The sequence below is a fragment of the Xenorhabdus beddingii genome (genome assembly GCF_002127545.1).
Lineage (GTDB): Bacteria > Pseudomonadota > Gammaproteobacteria > Enterobacterales > Enterobacteriaceae > Xenorhabdus > Xenorhabdus beddingii.
On sequence record NZ_MUBK01000007.1, the window covers coordinates 62,414 to 79,182 of the forward strand.

Annotated in this window: 11 protein-coding genes and 2 tRNA genes; 8 read left to right on the forward strand and 5 right to left on the reverse strand. The window is 44.5% G+C overall.

Features of this window, described 5'->3' with window-relative positions; all coding sequences use genetic code 11:
• The first annotated feature begins 29 nt into the window (after positions 1 to 29).
• Both punC and cfa read left to right on the forward strand, forming a co-directional pair.
• Positions 30 to 1,211 carry a purine nucleoside transporter PunC gene (gene punC / locus Xbed_RS06010; protein WP_086112021.1) on the forward strand — a complete coding sequence of 394 codons (1,182 nt, stop codon included), beginning with the start codon at positions 30 to 32 and terminating at the stop codon, positions 1,209 to 1,211.
• A 319-nt stretch (positions 1,212 to 1,530) separates the two neighbouring features.
• Positions 1,531 to 2,682 (forward strand): cyclopropane fatty acyl phospholipid synthase, encoded by a 1,152-nt coding sequence (gene cfa / locus Xbed_RS06015; RefSeq protein WP_086112022.1) that lies wholly within the window; start codon positions 1,531 to 1,533, stop codon positions 2,680 to 2,682.
• A 110-nt stretch (positions 2,683 to 2,792) separates the two neighbouring features.
• Here cfa and Xbed_RS06020 read toward each other — a convergent pair whose 3' ends face one another.
• Positions 2,793 to 3,437, reverse strand: a complete 645-nt coding sequence (locus Xbed_RS06020; protein ID WP_086112023.1) for a riboflavin synthase subunit alpha — start codon at positions 3,435 to 3,437, stop codon at positions 2,793 to 2,795.
• Between the two features lie 257 nt (positions 3,438 to 3,694).
• Between Xbed_RS06020 and Xbed_RS06025 the strand changes: the two genes are divergently transcribed.
• From Xbed_RS06025 to Xbed_RS06050, 5 genes are all read left to right on the forward strand, one after another.
• Positions 3,695 to 5,068 carry an MATE family efflux transporter gene (locus Xbed_RS06025; protein WP_086112024.1) on the forward strand — a complete coding sequence of 458 codons (1,374 nt, stop codon included), beginning with the start codon at positions 3,695 to 3,697 and terminating at the stop codon, positions 5,066 to 5,068.
• Positions 5,069 to 5,226: 158 nt separating this feature from the next.
• Positions 5,227 to 5,303 (forward strand) — tRNA-Val (locus Xbed_RS06030).
• 33 nt (positions 5,304 to 5,336) lie between these two features.
• Positions 5,337 to 5,413: transfer RNA gene (locus Xbed_RS06035), tRNA-Val, on the forward strand.
• Between the two features lie 531 nt (positions 5,414 to 5,944).
• A complete protein-coding gene (pykF, locus tag Xbed_RS06045; protein WP_086112025.1) occupies positions 5,945 to 7,354 on the forward strand; it encodes a pyruvate kinase PykF in 1,410 nt (469 codons plus the stop codon).
• A 145-nt stretch (positions 7,355 to 7,499) separates the two neighbouring features.
• On the forward strand, positions 7,500 to 7,736 hold the full coding sequence (locus Xbed_RS06050) for a major outer membrane lipoprotein (protein WP_047964342.1): 237 nt from the start codon (positions 7,500 to 7,502) through the stop codon (positions 7,734 to 7,736).
• A 78-nt stretch (positions 7,737 to 7,814) separates the two neighbouring features.
• Here Xbed_RS06050 and Xbed_RS06055 read toward each other — a convergent pair whose 3' ends face one another.
• The 3 genes from Xbed_RS06055 to ydiJ form a co-directional block, all read right to left on the reverse strand.
• Positions 7,815 to 8,879, reverse strand: a complete 1,065-nt coding sequence (locus Xbed_RS06055) for a L,D-transpeptidase family protein (RefSeq protein WP_086112026.1) — start codon at positions 8,877 to 8,879, stop codon at positions 7,815 to 7,817.
• 156 nt (positions 8,880 to 9,035) lie between these two features.
• Positions 9,036 to 9,449, reverse strand: a complete 414-nt coding sequence (locus Xbed_RS06060) for a hotdog fold thioesterase (protein WP_086112027.1) — start codon at positions 9,447 to 9,449, stop codon at positions 9,036 to 9,038.
• Entirely contained in the window at positions 9,446 to 12,535 is a 3,090-nt protein-coding gene (gene ydiJ / locus Xbed_RS06065) for a D-2-hydroxyglutarate dehydrogenase YdiJ (RefSeq protein WP_086112028.1), read from the reverse strand. Before ydiJ ends, Xbed_RS06060 begins: the two co-directional genes overlap by 4 nt.
• Positions 12,536 to 12,749: 214 nt before the next feature.
• Here ydiJ and ydiK point away from each other — a divergent pair, with 214 nt between their 5' ends.
• The gene (gene ydiK / locus Xbed_RS06070; protein ID WP_086112029.1) at positions 12,750 to 13,859 is read left to right on the forward strand and encodes an AI-2E family transporter YdiK; all 1,110 of its coding nucleotides are present in this window, start codon (positions 12,750 to 12,752) and stop codon (positions 13,857 to 13,859) included.
• A 496-nt stretch (positions 13,860 to 14,355) separates the two neighbouring features.
• Here the strand turns inward: ydiK and ppsA are convergent, their stop codons facing one another.
• Positions 14,356 to 16,740 (reverse strand): phosphoenolpyruvate synthase, encoded by a 2,385-nt coding sequence (gene ppsA, locus Xbed_RS06075; protein ID WP_086112030.1) that lies wholly within the window; start codon positions 16,738 to 16,740, stop codon positions 14,356 to 14,358.
• Between the last annotated feature and the right edge of the window lie 29 nt (positions 16,741 to 16,769).

Sequence of the window (16,769 nt, forward strand, 5' to 3'; positions counted from 1 at the left end):
ATCAACTACCACTTCAAGTTATCAACACAATGGCAACAAATAAAAATTCAATTCCATTCATGTTTTATCTCGCCGGCCTGAGCATGCTCGGTTATTTGGCCATCGATATGTATCTGCCCGCTTTCGATGCAATGAAAGCAGAATTAGGTACATCAGAAAATGCCATCAGTGCGAGTCTGAGCCTTTTTCTTGCCGGTTTTGCCTTTGCCCAACTTTTATGGGGGCAATTGTCTGACCGCCTGGGCAGAAAACCTGTTCTTATTATCGGACTATCTCTGTTTTCCATTAGCTGTTTAGGTATGCTCTGGATCACGGATGCCACCCAATTGCTGGTGCTGAGGTTTATTCAAGCCGTTGGTGTTTGTTCCGCTGCGGTTTCCTGGCAGGCTTTGGTCGTCGATAGATATGATGCAGAACGTGCGAAACGTGTTTTTGCTATGATCATGCCTCTGGTCGCCCTTTCCCCTGCCCTAGCCCCTTTGTTAGGCGCTTGGTTATTGATTCATGATGGTTGGAGGATCATTTTCCTGGTATTAATGGCAGTCACACTCTTACTATTGATCCCCACCTTCCGCCTGAGCAATAAATGTAAGAATATCGAAGTATCCACCGATAAAAAGAAGGTTTCTTTCTTTACCTTACTGAATTCCCCTGTTTTTAGTGGAAATGTATTGATTTACGCTGCTTGCAGTGCGGGGTTCTTTGCTTGGTTAACGGGTTCACCAACGATTTTGAAGAATATGGGCTATGATCCTACCGACATTGGTCTGAGTTATATTCCTCAAACGTTGGCATTCATGGTGGGTGGCTATGGTTGCCGTATCTTATTGGAAAAAGTGAAAAGTGAAACGGTATTCCCATTTTTGTTAGTGGGTTATGCGGTAAGCATGATCAGCATTTATTTGATTTCCCTATTAAGTGAACCTTCATTTCTGGCCATTCTCATTCCTTTCTGTGTTATGGCTGCCATGAATGGTGCATCCTATCCCATTGCTGTGGCGAACGCCCTTTCTGTTTATCCTAAAGACAGTGGTAAGGCTGCTGCATTGCAAAATGCCCTTCAATTGGGCCTTTGTTTTATCGCGAGTATGGTTGTCTCGATATTTATGAAATATCCTCTCTTATCTACGACAACCGTTATGGCCCTTACCGTTGCTCCGATGGCGATAGGTTATTGGTTACAAAAGAAAAATACGGGAAATAATCCCTAAACCTAAGTTAAACAATTTCTTGAAAAAATAATAATTAAGAACATTATTATCTAAAGGTTACACTATTATGTGGCCTTTAGATGATTGTTTAAATACCATTTCACTCATATACTCCTACGTATCCATTATTCTAAAAAACTCGGAATTTGAGGTTTTCAGGACATTGAGGCCCTATTTAATTTCAGGATGGACAAGTAACATTATATTTTAATTTAATTTCTTTATCTTTTCCAAAATAAGATTCTATGGCTTTAACATAATAAAAATCAGCTACAAAAATAACACCTACAAATTCCATCACACAAATGTTGGAGAGTATATGAGTTCATCTTTCGTTGAAGGAAAAAAAACAATAACGGATTCTTGGCATAGGATCGCCTATGAATTGCTTCAGGAAGCTGATATTGACATCAATGGCAAGCGTCCTTTCGATATCCGCATTAAAAATCCCAATTTCTATAAGCGAGTATTGAAAGTAGGCTCCTTGGGGCTGGGTGAAAGTTATATGGATGGCTGGTGGGAGTGTGATCGCCTTGATATTTTCTTTTATAAAATATTACGGGCAGGTTTGGAACATCGGATCCCCAAAAACACTAAAGATATTTTGCAGATAATTACCTCTCGTATCTTTAATTTACAATCCCCTAAACGCGCTTGGATTGTCGGTGAAGAACATTATGATTTAGGTAATGACCTGTTTACCCGCATTCTTGATCCTCATATGCAATATTCTTGTGGTTACTGGAAAGATGCCAGTACTCTGGAGGAAGCTCAATCCCATAAACTCCGCCTGATTTGCGAAAAACTACAACTGTCTCCAGGCATGACTGTATTGGATATCGGCTGTGGGTGGGGAGGATTGGCTGCCTATGCAGCAGAAAATTACGGTGTTTCTGTCACTGGAGTGACAATCTCAGCCGAACAACAAAAATATGCTCAGGAGCGCTGTAAAGATCTGGATGTAAAAATCATCCTTGAAGATTACCGGAACCTTAACCTCCAGTTTGACCGCATTGTTTCCGTCGGCATGTTCGAGCATGTTGGTCCTAAAAATTATGATAACTATTTCCATATAGTGAAAAAGAACTTGAAGCCTGATGGCCTGTTCCTTCTCCATACCATCGGTTCTAATATTGATAAATCGGGTGCCGATGCCTGGATCTCCAAATATATCTTCCCCAATGGCTGCCTGCCATCGATTTCAAAGATTGCTAAAGCGACGAATGGAAAATTTGTCATGGAAGATTGGCACAACTTCGGGGCAGATTATGATCTGACACTGATGGAATGGTATAAGCGTTTTACTGCAAGCTGGCATGAAATAGAGCATAACTATAGTCCACGCTTCAAACGGATGTTCAGCTATTACTTAAATGCCTGTGCCGGCGCATTTCGTGCAAGAGATATTCAACTCTGGCAAATCGTATTTAGCCCGCAAGGCATTGAAAACGGATTGCGAGTACCAAGATAAGAAATACTTGATAGATAAGGTTCCAAAAGCTACAGAAGTTATATTCTGTAGCTTCCATGTTCTATTGAGGGATTTACTGTAAAAAGGGTTATCACAACTCAGTGATATATTTACTCTTCTTCAACCTGTGACAACAATCGTTCCTGCTCTTTCTGAGCCATCACCCGTTCTACGGTATCGACGATTGCCTGAGTTTGCGAGTCAATCTCAATATTGACCTTTTGACCAAGGCGTTTTTTACCCAAGGTTGTGCGTTCCAGTGTTTCTGGGATTAAATGAACACAGAAACGGTTATTCACAACGTCCCCTATGGTCAGGCTAATCCCATCAATGCCAATAAAACCTTTATGCAGGATATATTTCATCAATTGTTTATCGTGGAGCCGAAACCAGATTTCATGGTTATTTTCTGAAGTGAAGATCTTAGCAATCTCCGCTGTTGTAATAACATGACCAGACATCAGATGCCCACCGATTTCATCACCAAATTTAGCCGCCCTTTCCAGATTGACTAAATCGCCAATGTTAAGCTCACCAAGGTTGGTCAAGCGCAGTGTTTCTTTCATTAAATCAAAGCTAATTAAATCACCTTCGATCTTCGTTACAGTCAAACAACAGCCATTATGGGAAACAGAAGCTCCCGTTTCAATTCCGGGTAACAATTCAGCCGGGAACTGGACAACATGGGTCCGAAAATGTATTTTCTCATCAATGGCAACGACTGCCGCTTTTCCCTGAACGATACCTGTAAACATGGGAACCTCTTTAATCATCTTACATAGCAGATTAGTTTAACCTACTCATCATCTTTAAACACGAGTTCGGTTGAGTGTAGTTTTAGTTGAATATAGTTTCAATTATTGAGTATAAACTTAGTACAACGATTGGCTTTAATAAAATAAGTCCTATACAATAAACGGCTTATAAACGATATATTTTCCACTAACATCGTTTGCTCGCAGAAATATTCCGTGTTTTTCTACTTAATTTTCAATCAAAAAAGGTGTAGTACGTGCAGAAGTATTTAAATGAAGCGCGTAGTTTGCTCGCTCTGGGGATCCCCGTCATCATCGCACAGTTTTCACAAACGGCGATGGGTTTTGTCGATACAGTCATGGCAGGTAAAGCCGGGGCTATTGAAATGTCTGCGGTTGCCGTTGGCACATCAATTTGGCTGCCAACTATTCTGTTTGGTCAAGGCTTATTGCTCGCTTTAACCCCCATCGTGGCACACATGAATGGTTCCGGCCAAAGAAAAAATGTCGCGTCTCAGATCCAACAAGGATTCTGGCTTGCAACTTTCCTTTCTATCTTGATCATCGCGGTATTGTATAACAGCCAATATATTATAGCAGCGCAGCATAACGTCGATCCTGTCTTGGCACAAAAAGCCACGGATTTTATCCATGCCATTATGTGGGGAGCGCCTGGTTACTTGTTTTATCAGGTATTGCGTGGCCAATGTGAAGGATTGTCGAAGACCAAACCGGCAATGATAATCGGCATTGCCGGGTTATTGGTTAATATTCCCGTCAATTATATTTTCATTTACGGCAAATTTGGGGCACCAGAATTGGGCGGTGTGGGTTGTGGTGTCGCAACAGCAACGGTTTACTGGGTCATGTTTTTGCTACTGCTTGCCTATATAAAATATTCGCCTTCTCAAAAAGATATTCAGACATTTAGCCATTTTTCAGGCCCGCAATGGCATACCCAAAAACGGATTACCCTGCTTGGTTTACCCATTGCATTGGCAATGTTCTTTGAGGTGACACTTTTTGCCGTTGTTTCATTGCTGGTTTCCCCGCTTGGCGTCGTTGCCGTTGCCGGGCATCAGATATCCCTCAACTTCAGTTCCATGATGTTTATGTTTCCGCTGTCCCTTGGCATCGCCGCAACCATTCGCGTGGGTTATAACCTTGGACAGAAGTCAACTGAAGGCGCCAAAATAGCCGCTTATACCAGCCTTATTGTCGGCTTGATCACGGCCTGTCTGACCGCTACTTTCACGATACTGTTCAGCGAACGAATTGCATTCATGTACAACGATAACCCTGAAGTTGTCATGCTAGCCTCCCATTTGATGCTGTTTGCGGCCATTTATCAACTTTCCGATGCCGTGCAGGTCATTGGGTCAGGCGTACTGCGTGGGTATAAAGATACCCGTTCAATTTTCTTTATTACCTTTATTGCTTATTGGCTCTTAGGGCTGCCTAGCGGATATGTTCTGGCGCTGACTGATTATGTTACTGAACCGATGGGGCCACAGGGCTTCTGGATCGGGTTCATTATTGGTTTGACCGCAGCGGCACTTATGATGGGTTACCGAATTCTGTGGACACAAAAACAGTCTGCCCACGCTGTTCTGAAACGTTCTGCCCGTTAATTTAGCGCATTAACTTATCAACCCAAGGGAAAAGCTGCAAATTCACGCTAAAAGATGTAAATACGAGCGGTTGAACAAGAATTTGTGTTTTTTCCCTTGCCAGAAAGTTCTGTGCCCGTTAATATTCGTCCCCGTTGTCAGCCACGGTAATTTAGATTGCGTCCGTAGCTCAGTTGGTTAGAGCACCACCTTGACATGGTGGGGGTCGGTGGTTCGAGTCCACTCGGACGCACCAAATATCAGGCTAAGACAACAAAGAATTTTATGTGCGTCCGTAGCTCAGTTGGTTAGAGCACCACCTTGACATGGTGGGGGTCGGTGGTTCGAGTCCACTCGGACGCACCATATAGCATTCAATCTTTCGTTAAAGTCATTTCTTTTACCCCCTGTTTTTTTATTGGCTTTTCCCGCTGGATCTCCCTGTAAGCGCCATCTCAGTGGTCCAATTGTTCTCCAATCTGTCATAGCCACTAAAAATTCAATTGCACGCTGTTTGCGCAATAACTCTCTGATTTCTTTAACATGAGTCAGCTTATTTTTCCCCTTCCGTATATAAATCTATTCAAGAACCGTTTTTTTGATTCATTTCACAGAAATTAGTCTCTATAATACGCCTCTGTCATATGTTGAATGGTTTCAGCCAATTGATTTACCGAATTCAAAAAAAATTACCGATGATTAATCGAACCCAGTCCGCATGTCTGAGCGTGCCTGACTTCACACTAAAAAACCATTTGACGCTTTCTGCTATCCGTTTTCCATTGCTATCCGTTTTCCATTATGTTGCGCAACTTACAATACCGGATAATGTTGGCATCAATGTCAATGGTTGGCGATTCACTCTTTTAATCCATTAAAACCAGTAGATAGATTGTCATGAAAAAAACCAAAATTGTTTGTACTATCGGGCCGAAAACAGAATCCGAAGAAAAATTGACCGAACTGCTCAATGCAGGCATGAACGTAATGCGCCTGAATTTTTCTCACGGTGACTACGAAGAGCATGGTCAGCGTATTAAAAATATTCGCGCAGTTACCGCGAAAACTGGCAAAAAAGCAGCAATCCTACTGGATACTAAAGGTCCTGAAATTCGCACTATGAAACTGGAAGGAGGCAATGATGTTTCCCTCACCGCTGGTCAGACTTTCACCTTTACGACCGATCAATCCGTCATCGGTAATCAAGATCGTGTAGCGGTAACTTATGCTGGGCTGCCGGCAGATTTGAAACCGGGTAATACCGTATTGGTTGATGATGGTTTGATCGCCATGACCGTCAAAAGCGCCACTGAGACTGAAGTGACCTGTGAGGTATTGAACAACGGTGATCTGGGCGAAAACAAAGGCGTTAACCTGCCGAATGTTTCCATCAACCTCCCTGCCTTGGCAGAAAAAGATAAACAAGACCTCATATTTGGTTGTGAGCAAGGTGTGGATTTTGTCGCAGCTTCTTTTATCCGTAAGCGTTCCGATGTCCTGGAGATCCGTGAGCACCTGAAAGCCCACGGTGGCGAGCATATCCAAATCATTTCTAAAATTGAAAACCAAGAAGGTTTGAATAACTTCGATGAAATTCTCGCGGTTTCAGACGGTATCATGGTTGCTCGCGGTGATTTGGGTGTTGAGATCCCGGTAGAAGAAGTTATCTTCGCGCAAAAAATGATGATCGAAAAATGTAATACCGCCCGTAAAGTTGTTATCACCGCAACTCAAATGCTGGATTCCATGATCAAAAACCCACGCCCTACCCGCGCAGAAGCTGGCGACGTTGCCAACGCGATTCTGGATGGCACCGATGCCGTCATGCTTTCCGGTGAAAGTGCTAAAGGGAAATATCCGGTAGAGGCGGTGTCCATCATGGCAACTATCTGTGAACGCACAGACCGTGTCATGAGCAGCCGCATTGAAAATACCAAGACCCAGAAACTGCGCGTGACCGAAGCGGTCAGCCGTGGGGCTGTTGAAATTGCAGAGAAACTGGCAGCACCGTTGATCATCGTGGCTACCTACGGAGGTAAATCAGCAAGATCTATCCGCAAATATTTCCCTAATGCGCCGATCCTCGCTTTGACGACCAATGAAATCACCGCGCGTCAATTGCTGCTGGTCAAGGGTGTTTCCACTCAGATTGTAAAAGAGATCGCTTCTACTGATGATTTTTACCGTATTGGTAAAGAAGCGGCTTTGGCGACGGGTGTGGCACATGAAGGCGATATCGTCGTCATGGTATCCGGCGCGCTCGTCCCAAGTGGCACAACAAACACCTCCTCTGTTCACGTGCTTTAAGATTTAAGGGCGTTGAAGAACAGTCTTATTTTAAGATAAAGAACGTCGGTTTTTCTTCGTAGAAAAAATTTATTCTCTTTATAAAATAGTTTGTGTAATACTTAGATGGCTACTTGGAGATTAACTTAATCTAGAGGGTATTGTAATGAATCGTACTAAAGTTGTACTTGGTGCAGTAATTCTGGCTTCTACTCTGTTGGCAGGTTGTTCAAGCGCAACTAAGGTCGAGCAGCTCGCTTCTCAGGTTCAAACTCTCGGCTCTAAAGTTGACCAGTTGAGCAATGACCTTAGTTCTATTCGTTCTGATGTACAATCAGCTAAAGACGAAGCGGCTCGTGCGAATCAACGCCTTAATAACCAAGTTCGTTCATACAAGAAATAAGATTGTAACAAAATACCAAAATGGCGTACCACCGTGTACGCCATTTCTATTTCTGACCTTCCTACCGTTCACGTTGACTCAGGTCTCAGGCTGATAAATTGGCCCCGGTTGATGCAATGCAGGGAATTTAGCCGGTTTGAGTTCAGGAGTCGTTTCCCCACCCTTTTCAATCGGCCTTGACGTTACCAAATCTTCTTGACTATTTGGCACCTGACCCATATTCACCTGTACCGGCATTCCCGAACGACGGATTATCGCTTGGTTAACCAGCATTTCGTCTGTTTCACGATTAGCAATGAACTCCACCAATCCTTCAGAACGCAGAATGGGTAAAGTTTGTGGATCATCGGTCTCTTGCTTAGAAAGTGGCTGATGAACCTCCACATAACGTTTACCATCAGGCTCCACAGCATACTTTACCGGTTCATTAATGATCTGGACCCGTGTTCCCCGTGGAACAGTGTGAAATAAGTGTTCAATATCATCGGGTCTCAAGCGGATACATCCCGAACTGACGCGCATCCCAATACCAAAATTCGCATTTGTCCCGTGGATCAGATATTCGCCACGTCCGGCCGCCAACCGTAAGGCAAAATCCCCCATTGGATTGTCCGGGCCGGCAGGGACTACCGTAGGTAAAATAATCCCCCGGCTTGCATAGTCCTTGCGGATATTGGTGGTCGGTGTCCATGTCGGGTGTTTGATCAATTGACTGACTGATGTGGTCATGGTTGGCGTATTACGTCCAAGCTGGCCTATACCGATAGGATAGACGATGACATGGTTTGTTCCATCGGGGAAATAATAGAGCTTCAATTCAGCCAGATTGATGATAATACCTTGGCGAGATGTATCCGGAAGCAGCATCTGTGATGGAATGATAAGTTCAGTACCCGCTTTCGGTAGATACGGATCGACACCAGGATTCGCTTCCAGCATCGCCAGTAAACCGATTTGGTATTTGGCGGCAATGGATTCCAGTGGAAGACCATCATCGGATACAACATAAGTCGAATTTTCACCGATCAGACGACTATTAGCAGGAGGCAATGTGTATTCGATAGCATGGGCAATATTAGCCAGTCCACTCAACAATAACATGCCAATCAAGAACATGCCGATAAAAGTTAAGAATCTCTTCATACATGCTTCCTGAAATGATACTCGAATGTTTGTGGTTAATTAATAGACTATTTTGCAAAACAATTCTATCGCATTCACGGAAAAATCCATCGGAAGCTTCCCGCCAGTCAAGTACTGGCAGGAGCAAAAATGCAATAAAACGACTGAATAGGATGACTAAGGCAAAACGGCCGTTGTCAGGCGAGATGTACAGCACAGTTGTTCATCATCATTATAGATATCAATCTGCCAAACCTGATGTGAGCGACCAAGATGAATGGGTTTACAAATTCCTTTAACCACGCCTTCCCGAACAGATTTAAGATGATTGGCATTGATTTCTACCCCCACCACTTTCTGCTCACCTTCTGAACAGAGATAGCCGGCGAACGAACCCAGTGTTTCGGCCAATACCACCGATGCCCCACCATGCAGAATACCAAATGGTTGTTTGGTTCGTTGATCGACAGGCATTATCCCTTCAATAAAATCATCTCCAAGTTGGGTAAACTCGATCCCTACATGTCCTACCATGCACTCATCATTTAATTGATTAAGCATATTCACATCTATATTACGTTTCCAAATCACGTCATTATCTCCAATAAGGCTTGTAATGGATGTTTAAGTGGCTTTCCTTCTATGCGTTTCACCTGACTGCGACATGAATACCCTGTACTCAGACAGTGTTCCAAAGCCAGATTTTTCAGTGCCGGGGCCCATGAAAGTTGGTAGATGCCTATCGAGTTATCCAAGTTCTTCTTTTCATGGCCGTATGTCCCTGCCATACCACAACATCCCACACTGACATTATTTAATTGATGACCAAAATGACGGAAAATGTCTCCCCACTGCTTCCCACTATTTGGCAATGCCGTCATTTCTGTACAGTGCCCCAATAAATACCAATCATGGCTGGATATTGAACGAGCATCTTTGTCTTGTAATCTGTTTTCCGACAGGCGATCCATCAGCGACAGGCTATCCACCAGCCATTCATGAACTAATTTGACTTCAAAATGACCTCGTCGTTCACCGAGGATAGCTTGATATTCATCTCGATAACACAGTACTAAAGCCGGATCGACCCCCACCATAGGAATATTCAGACGCGCCACGCGATTAAGGAAATCAGCGGTTTTTTCCGCCGTCTTAGCAAACCGACTCAAAAACCCTTTGACATGCTGCGCTTTTCCATTCGGTGAGAATGGCAGCAACACGGGCTTATAGCCCAATTTCTCCACCAATTGCACAAAATCAGTGACCACTTTCGCATCGTGGTAACTCGTAAAAGGATCTTGAACAATCAACACATGCTGACTACGTTGGGATGGTGACAACGTTTCCAAATGTTCCAGCGTCGTTCTGGCAGCATAGTGGCCTGCAAGCTGTTGTTGCAACGTCGGGTAAGAAAGTAACGGTAGATCAACCATGCCGATAGTATGCTGACTGATTTTTTGTACCCACGGCTGTTTCAGAAAAAAGTTAAACATCCGGGGCGCCTTTGCCATCAATGGTGTACTGTGTTCAACATTCGCAACGATATGATCACGCAGAGGACGCAGGTAACGACCATGATAGAGTTCCAAAAAACGCGAACGAAACGAAGGGACATCAATCTTGATCGGGCATTGTGTCGAACAGGCTTTACAGGCTAAACAACCTGACATCGCCTCTTTCACTTCATGTGAGAAATCATATTCGCCCCGCCATGCCCTCCAGCTATGGCGTGTTTTTTCAATCAATCCCCGTAAACTGGGACGCGCCTGCTCAAACCCCTGCTCCAATAAATGAGGTTCCACACCCTGCTCCGTCAAAAGCCGTAACCATTCCCGGACAAGGGTTGCCCTGCCTTTGGGAGAATGTATTCGATGCTGGCTAATTTTCATTGAAGGACACATCGGGCTTTTGACATCGAAGTTGAAGCACAGGCCATTGCCATTACACTCCATCGCCCCACGAAATACAGTCCTGACATTAACCGGGATGGTACGGTCGTAAGTTCCCCGCTTGGCGGCATCCACTTTCATCATCGGGGCATCAATGCCAATGGGTGGGCAGATTTTTCCCGGATTCAGACGATTGAGAGGATCAAATGCCGCTTTGATCCGACGGAGTTCGTCATACAAGGTTTCACCAAAAAAAGCCGGGCTGTATTCTGCACGAAATCCCTTACCATGCTCACCCCATAGCAACCCCCCGTATTTGGCTGTTAGATGAACAATGTCATCGGAAATTTGCTTCATCAAAATTTCCTGCTGAGGATCACACATGTCCAGCGCGGGGCGCACATGCAAAACACCGGCATCGACATGTCCGAACATGCCGTAATTCAGTTTGTGGCTATCCAGCAGTTGACGGAATTCAACGATATACTCGGCAAGGTGTTCGGGTGGAACGCAGGTGTCTTCGACAAATGGAATCGGCTTGGCAGCGCCTTTACTGTTACCCAGCAATCCCACGGATTTTTTCCGCATGGCATAAATGCGCTCAATATCCATCAGGTCATGGCAAATTTGATAACCAATGATCCCCGCTTGATTCTCCGCCATTAACCCATCAAGGCGCAGGCAAAGATCATGAACCCGCCGATCGATTTGCGGTTCGTCATTACCACTGAATTCGACAATATTCAGCCCTTGCATCTCTTTATCAGGCACATCAGTAATCAATTCTTTCACTGAATGCCAGATAATATCTTCACGCGCCAGATTGAGTACTTTAGAATCAACGGTTTCAACTGAAAGTGCTTTGGCTTCCACCATAAAAGGAGCATTACGCAAGGCGGACTCGAAGGAGTCATATTTAACATTCACCAAGCGCCTGACTTTGGGCAGCGGAGTAATATCCAACGTAGCTTCTGTAATAAACGCCAGTGTTCCTTCAGAACCCGTCAAAATACGGGTAAGATCAAACGTCTGCATATCATCACTGAACACATGGCGTAGATCATATCCGGTCAAGAATCGATTGAGTTTAGGGAACTTCTCAATGATCAACTTCCTTTGTTCACGGCAACGCTCCAATACCGTTTTATAGACCCTTCCGATGATCGTTTCTTCCTGAGCAATCGATTCCGCCAATGTCGTGCTCATAGCACGGGTATCAAACATTTCCCCTCCCAATAAAACAGCACGGACACCCAGGACATGATCAGACGTTTTACCATAAACCAGTGATCCCTGGCCGGAAGCATCGGTATTGATCATGCCGCCCAGAGTGGCCCGATTACTGGTCGAGAGTTCAGGAGAGAAAAAATAACCAAACGGTTTCAGGTATTGATTGAGTTGATCTTTGATAACGCCAGCCTCGACCTTGACCCATCCCTGCTCCGGATTGATTTCCAGAATGCGGTTCATATAACGGGACATATCCACCACAATACCATGGTTAAGGGATTGTCCATTGGTGCCCGTTCCTCCACCGCGAGGGGTAAATGTCAGGGTTTGGAAGCGCTCTTCACCCGCTATTCTTGCCAGCAATACAACATCGGCGCTGGAGCGCGGGAACACAACAGCCTGTGGCAACAGTTGATAAATACTGTTATCTGTTGCCATCGTCAGCCTATCGGCATAACGACTGGCCGTGTCTCCCGTAAAGCCGGCTTCTTTCAGTGCAGTCAAATAGTCCTGTGCCAGTTCACTGACATGGGGGGCTTGTGATATACGTGGGATCATTGGCGAGTTGCCCCTTTTCTAATTAGTATTTAATATCCACATTGCTTTATTCATATACTATCCAGGATAGCGTAGCTCAGACAATTGACTGAGCAGGCAGGCCCTCAACCATATCACAATATTTATCAATTTTGAGCAATCTGCAAAATAACGTTATATTTAATTACCATTGTTACTGCCAACAGTATTTTCAATTGCTACGAGAAATGATTTTATGGAAAAATCTCAATCGCACCAAGATTTGCCCAAGCTATTATTCGCGCTATTTTTCATTTTATTGCTCATTACAACCAGTTTTTGGGTCTTGAGTCCGTTCGTTTTGGGATTCATTTGGTCAGGCATGGTCGTTATCGCAACTTGGCCATTATTGGAAAAATTACAACAACGATTATGGGGAAAACGTTGGATCGCCGTCTCCATCATGACACTACTATTAGTCTTATTGTTTGTTATTCCCATCGCGTTACTTGTCAACAGCTTGGTGGAAAACAGTGCACCATTGATTGCATGGGCAAAATCCCCCTCGGCTTTCCAGCTACCACAATTGGAGTGGCTCAACCGAATACCTGTCGTTGGTGATGATTTATACCTTAAATGGCAGGATCTCATTGCTGATGGCAGTAACATGCTGCTTAACAAAATTCCGCCTTATATCGGTAAAGCCGCAACTTGGTTTTTCACTCAGGCCGCGAGTGCCGGTCGCTTTCTTTTCCATCTGGCTCTGATGGTGATGTTCAGTATATTGCTGTACTGGAAAGGCGAGCACGTGATGCTCAGTATCCGCCATTTCGCCATCCGGCTGGCAGACAAACGTGGTGATGCGGTGGTGCTACTGGCAGCGCAATCGATTCGTGCCGTTGCCCTTGGTGTGGTTGTTACCGCATTGGTTCAGGCCATCGCGGGTGGCATTGGGTTGGCAATCGCCGGTATTCCCTACCCAACAATATTAACCGTGCTGATGTTTGTATGCTGTGTTGCCCAGCTTGGTCCCCTGCTCATCCTCATTCCATCTATCGCATGGCTTTATTGGACAGGAGAAACGACATGGGGAACCATTTTAGTCATCTGGAGCCTGATCCTAACGACAATGGATGGTGTGCTCCGTCCTTTCCTTATTCGCCTTGGCGCAGATTTACCCATGGTTTTAATTCTTACTGGTGTAATCGGCGGCATACTGTCACTGGGGGTGATCGGGCTCTTTATCGGCCCTGTGGTGCTGGCAGTCTCTTACCGCTTATTGCTGGCATGGATGGATGAAGTTCCTAAACCGGAAAGTAATACGGCAGATACGGAAAAATATTTCGACAAGAAGCACGTTAAATAATCAAATAACTGCGCGAGAATATTATTTTCTCGCGCAATGATTATTTCGGTGAATCTATAACCAAAATCCCATCTGAAAAATAAATCTATTCCCCAAAAGACAGCAAAATCACCAGAAAAAATTGTTGCAAAAAAGTTATTTTTCTAAATTTTTTTTCCAAACCCAATTTATTAAGAGGATTCTTAATGAATAAACTCATTTATTAAATTAGTATCTTTACATCGAAACAAATGTTTCCCAGCGAATTGCCACCTCAGCCTATAAACGCCATAGCCTGGGGTCAATCAAGTAATAAATATTGCTGTGTGTAGTCTTTGCCTGTCAGCCCATGATAGGCTTTTTTTTTTGCATTTTTTCAGGGTTTACTATTTTTATTAATCGTTATCGTTAAAAAAGATCATGTTACATAGAATATAAAAGCCTGCAAATATTCTAACAGGCTTTAAAGTGCAGAACTGAATTATATTGAGCTGGTTGTTTTTAACTCTGCTTGCTTTTAACTCTGATGGTTTTTAGCCAAAGAAACCCACGTTTTGACTACCGTATCCGGATTCAACGATAAACTGTCGATTCCCTCTTTCATCAACCATTCTGCAAAGTCTTCATGATCCGAAGGGCCTTGTCCGCAAATACCGACATATTTACCTTGACGTTTACCCGCCTGAATTGCCATGGAAAGCAATTGCTTAACGGCATCATTACGTTCGTCGAATAATTCAGATACCACACCAGAATCCCGATCCAGCCCCAGAGTCAACTGAGTCATGTCATTTGAGCCGATTGAAAAACCGTCAAAATGTGCAAGAAATTGGTCTGCCAATAACGCATTTGATGGAATTTCACACATCATAATCACTTTCAGGCCATTTTCACCACGTTTCAAGCCTTGGGATGCCAATTCAGCGACCACAGCTTCCGCCTGAGCGACTGTACGTACAAATGGAACCATGACTTCCACGTTAGTGAGTCCCATAATATTGCGTACTCGTTTGACCGCTTCACACTCCAAAGCGAAACATTGGCGGAAGCTGTCAGAAACGTAACGGCCTGCCCCACGGAACCCCAGCATCGGGTTTTCTTCGTGCGGCTCATACTTTTCGCCACCGACCAAATTCGCATATTCATTGGACTTGAAGTCTGATAAACGCACAATCACACGTTTGGGCCAAAATGCTGCCGCCAGTGTTGCAATACCTTCAGTTAATCGCCCTACATAAAACTCAATCGGGTCATCATAACCCAACATTAATGATTTAATTTGTTCCTGCAATTCAGGGGGTTGCCGGGAAAACTCAAGTAGTGCGCGGGGATGAACACCAATCATCCGGTTAATGATAAATTCCAAACGAGCCAGACCAACTCCCTCATTTGGCAAACAGGCGAAGTCAAAGGCACGATCAGGATTACCCACATTCATCATGATCTTAACATCCAATTTCGGCAATTCATCAACTTGGGAGCTTTGAATGCTGAAATCCAATTTATCCTGATAAACAAAACCGGTATCACCTTCCGAACAAGAAACGGTGACCTGCTGACCTTCTTTCAGTCGCTCAGTCGCATCTCCACAACCCACAACGGCGGGTATCCCCAATTCACGGGCAATAATAGCTGCATGGCAAGTGCGTCCACCACGATTGGTGACAATGGCCGCCGCTTTTTTCATGATGGGTTCCCAATCTGGATCGGTCATATCAGTGACCAGCACATCACCCACTTGAATGCGATCCATCTCACCAAGATTATGAATGACTTTGACCGTGCCAACACCAATGCGATGACCAATCGCCCGACCTTCCACCAGCACACTTCCCTGCTCATTGAGTTGGTAGCGTTCCATCACCTGCTGATTTGAACGAACGGTTTCAGGGCGAGCCTGCACAATATATAACCTGCCATTGTGGCCATCTTTTGCCCATTCGATGTCCATCGGGCGCCCATAGTGTTTTTCAATCAGTAGGGCTTGTCTTGCCAGCGCTTCTACTTCATTGTCAGCCAAAGAGAAACGATTGCGCAGCGCATCTGAAACATCTTCCGTGCGTACCTGTTTTCCGTGCTCCTGGCTATCCGCATAAACCATCCGTATTTTTTTAGAACCAAGATTGCGCCGCACTATCGCAGGACGATTATTTTTCAAAGTCGGTTTGTGAACATAAAATTCATCAGGATTCACCGCGCCCTGCACAACCATCTCACCAAGGCCATAGGCTGATGTAATGAACACCACCTGATCAAAGCCTGATTCAGTATCAATCGTGAACATCACGCCAGATGATGCCAGATCAGAACGCACCATGCGCTGTACGCCCGCCGAAAGTGCTACACCACGGTGGTCATACCCCTGATGGACACGATAAGAGATGGCCCGATCATTAAACAGTGACGCAAAAACATGTTTGATGGCAACCATCACCGCATCGATGCCTTGCACGTTCAAAAAAGTTTCTTGCTGTCCAGCAAAAGAGGCATCCGGCATATCTTCGGCAGTTGCGGAAGAACGCACAGCGAAAGAAGCATCCGGTTCGCCTTCAGACAATTGCAGATAAGCATCATGGATATCTTTTTCAAGCTGGGCCGTAAATGGCGTATCAATCACCCACTGACGAATCTGTGCGCCAGCCTTGGCTAATTGATTGACATCATCAACATGGGTTTCATCCAGTAATTGATAAATGCGCTGGTTCACACCACTTTGTTCCAGAAAATCATTAAATGCCTGTGCAGTCGTTGCAAAACCATTGGGAACGGATACACCAAGTTCGGCCAGATTAGTAATCATCTCGCCAAGAGAGGCGTTTTTACCACCGACCCGATTGACATCATTCATGCCTAATTGGTTATACCAGAGCACATTACTTGGGATGAGGCCACTATTGGACATTAGAAACTATCCTTTTTTTACATTCGGAA

Excerpts from the sequence above, each read along its gene's own strand:
- punC (WP_086112021.1), top strand. The coding sequence starts at position 30 with ATGGCAACAAATAAAAATTCAATTCCATTCATGTTTTATCTCGCCGGC.
- cfa (WP_086112022.1), top strand. The coding sequence starts at position 1,531 with ATGAGTTCATCTTTCGTTGAAGGAAAAAAAACAATAACGGATTCTTGG.
- Xbed_RS06020 (WP_086112023.1), bottom strand. The coding sequence starts at position 3,437 with ATGTTTACAGGTATCGTTCAGGGAAAAGCGGCAGTCGTTGCCATTGAT.
- pykF (WP_086112025.1), top strand. The coding sequence starts at position 5,945 with ATGAAAAAAACCAAAATTGTTTGTACTATCGGGCCGAAAACAGAATCC.
- Xbed_RS06050 (WP_047964342.1), top strand. The coding sequence starts at position 7,500 with ATGAATCGTACTAAAGTTGTACTTGGTGCAGTAATTCTGGCTTCTACT.
- Xbed_RS06055 (WP_086112026.1), bottom strand. The coding sequence starts at position 8,879 with ATGAAGAGATTCTTAACTTTTATCGGCATGTTCTTGATTGGCATGTTA.
- ydiJ (WP_086112028.1), bottom strand. The coding sequence starts at position 12,535 with ATGATCCCACGTATATCACAAGCCCCCCATGTCAGTGAACTGGCACAG.
- ydiK (WP_086112029.1), top strand. The coding sequence starts at position 12,750 with ATGGAAAAATCTCAATCGCACCAAGATTTGCCCAAGCTATTATTCGCG.
- ppsA (WP_086112030.1), bottom strand. The coding sequence starts at position 16,740 with ATGTCCAATAGTGGCCTCATCCCAAGTAATGTGCTCTGGTATAACCAA.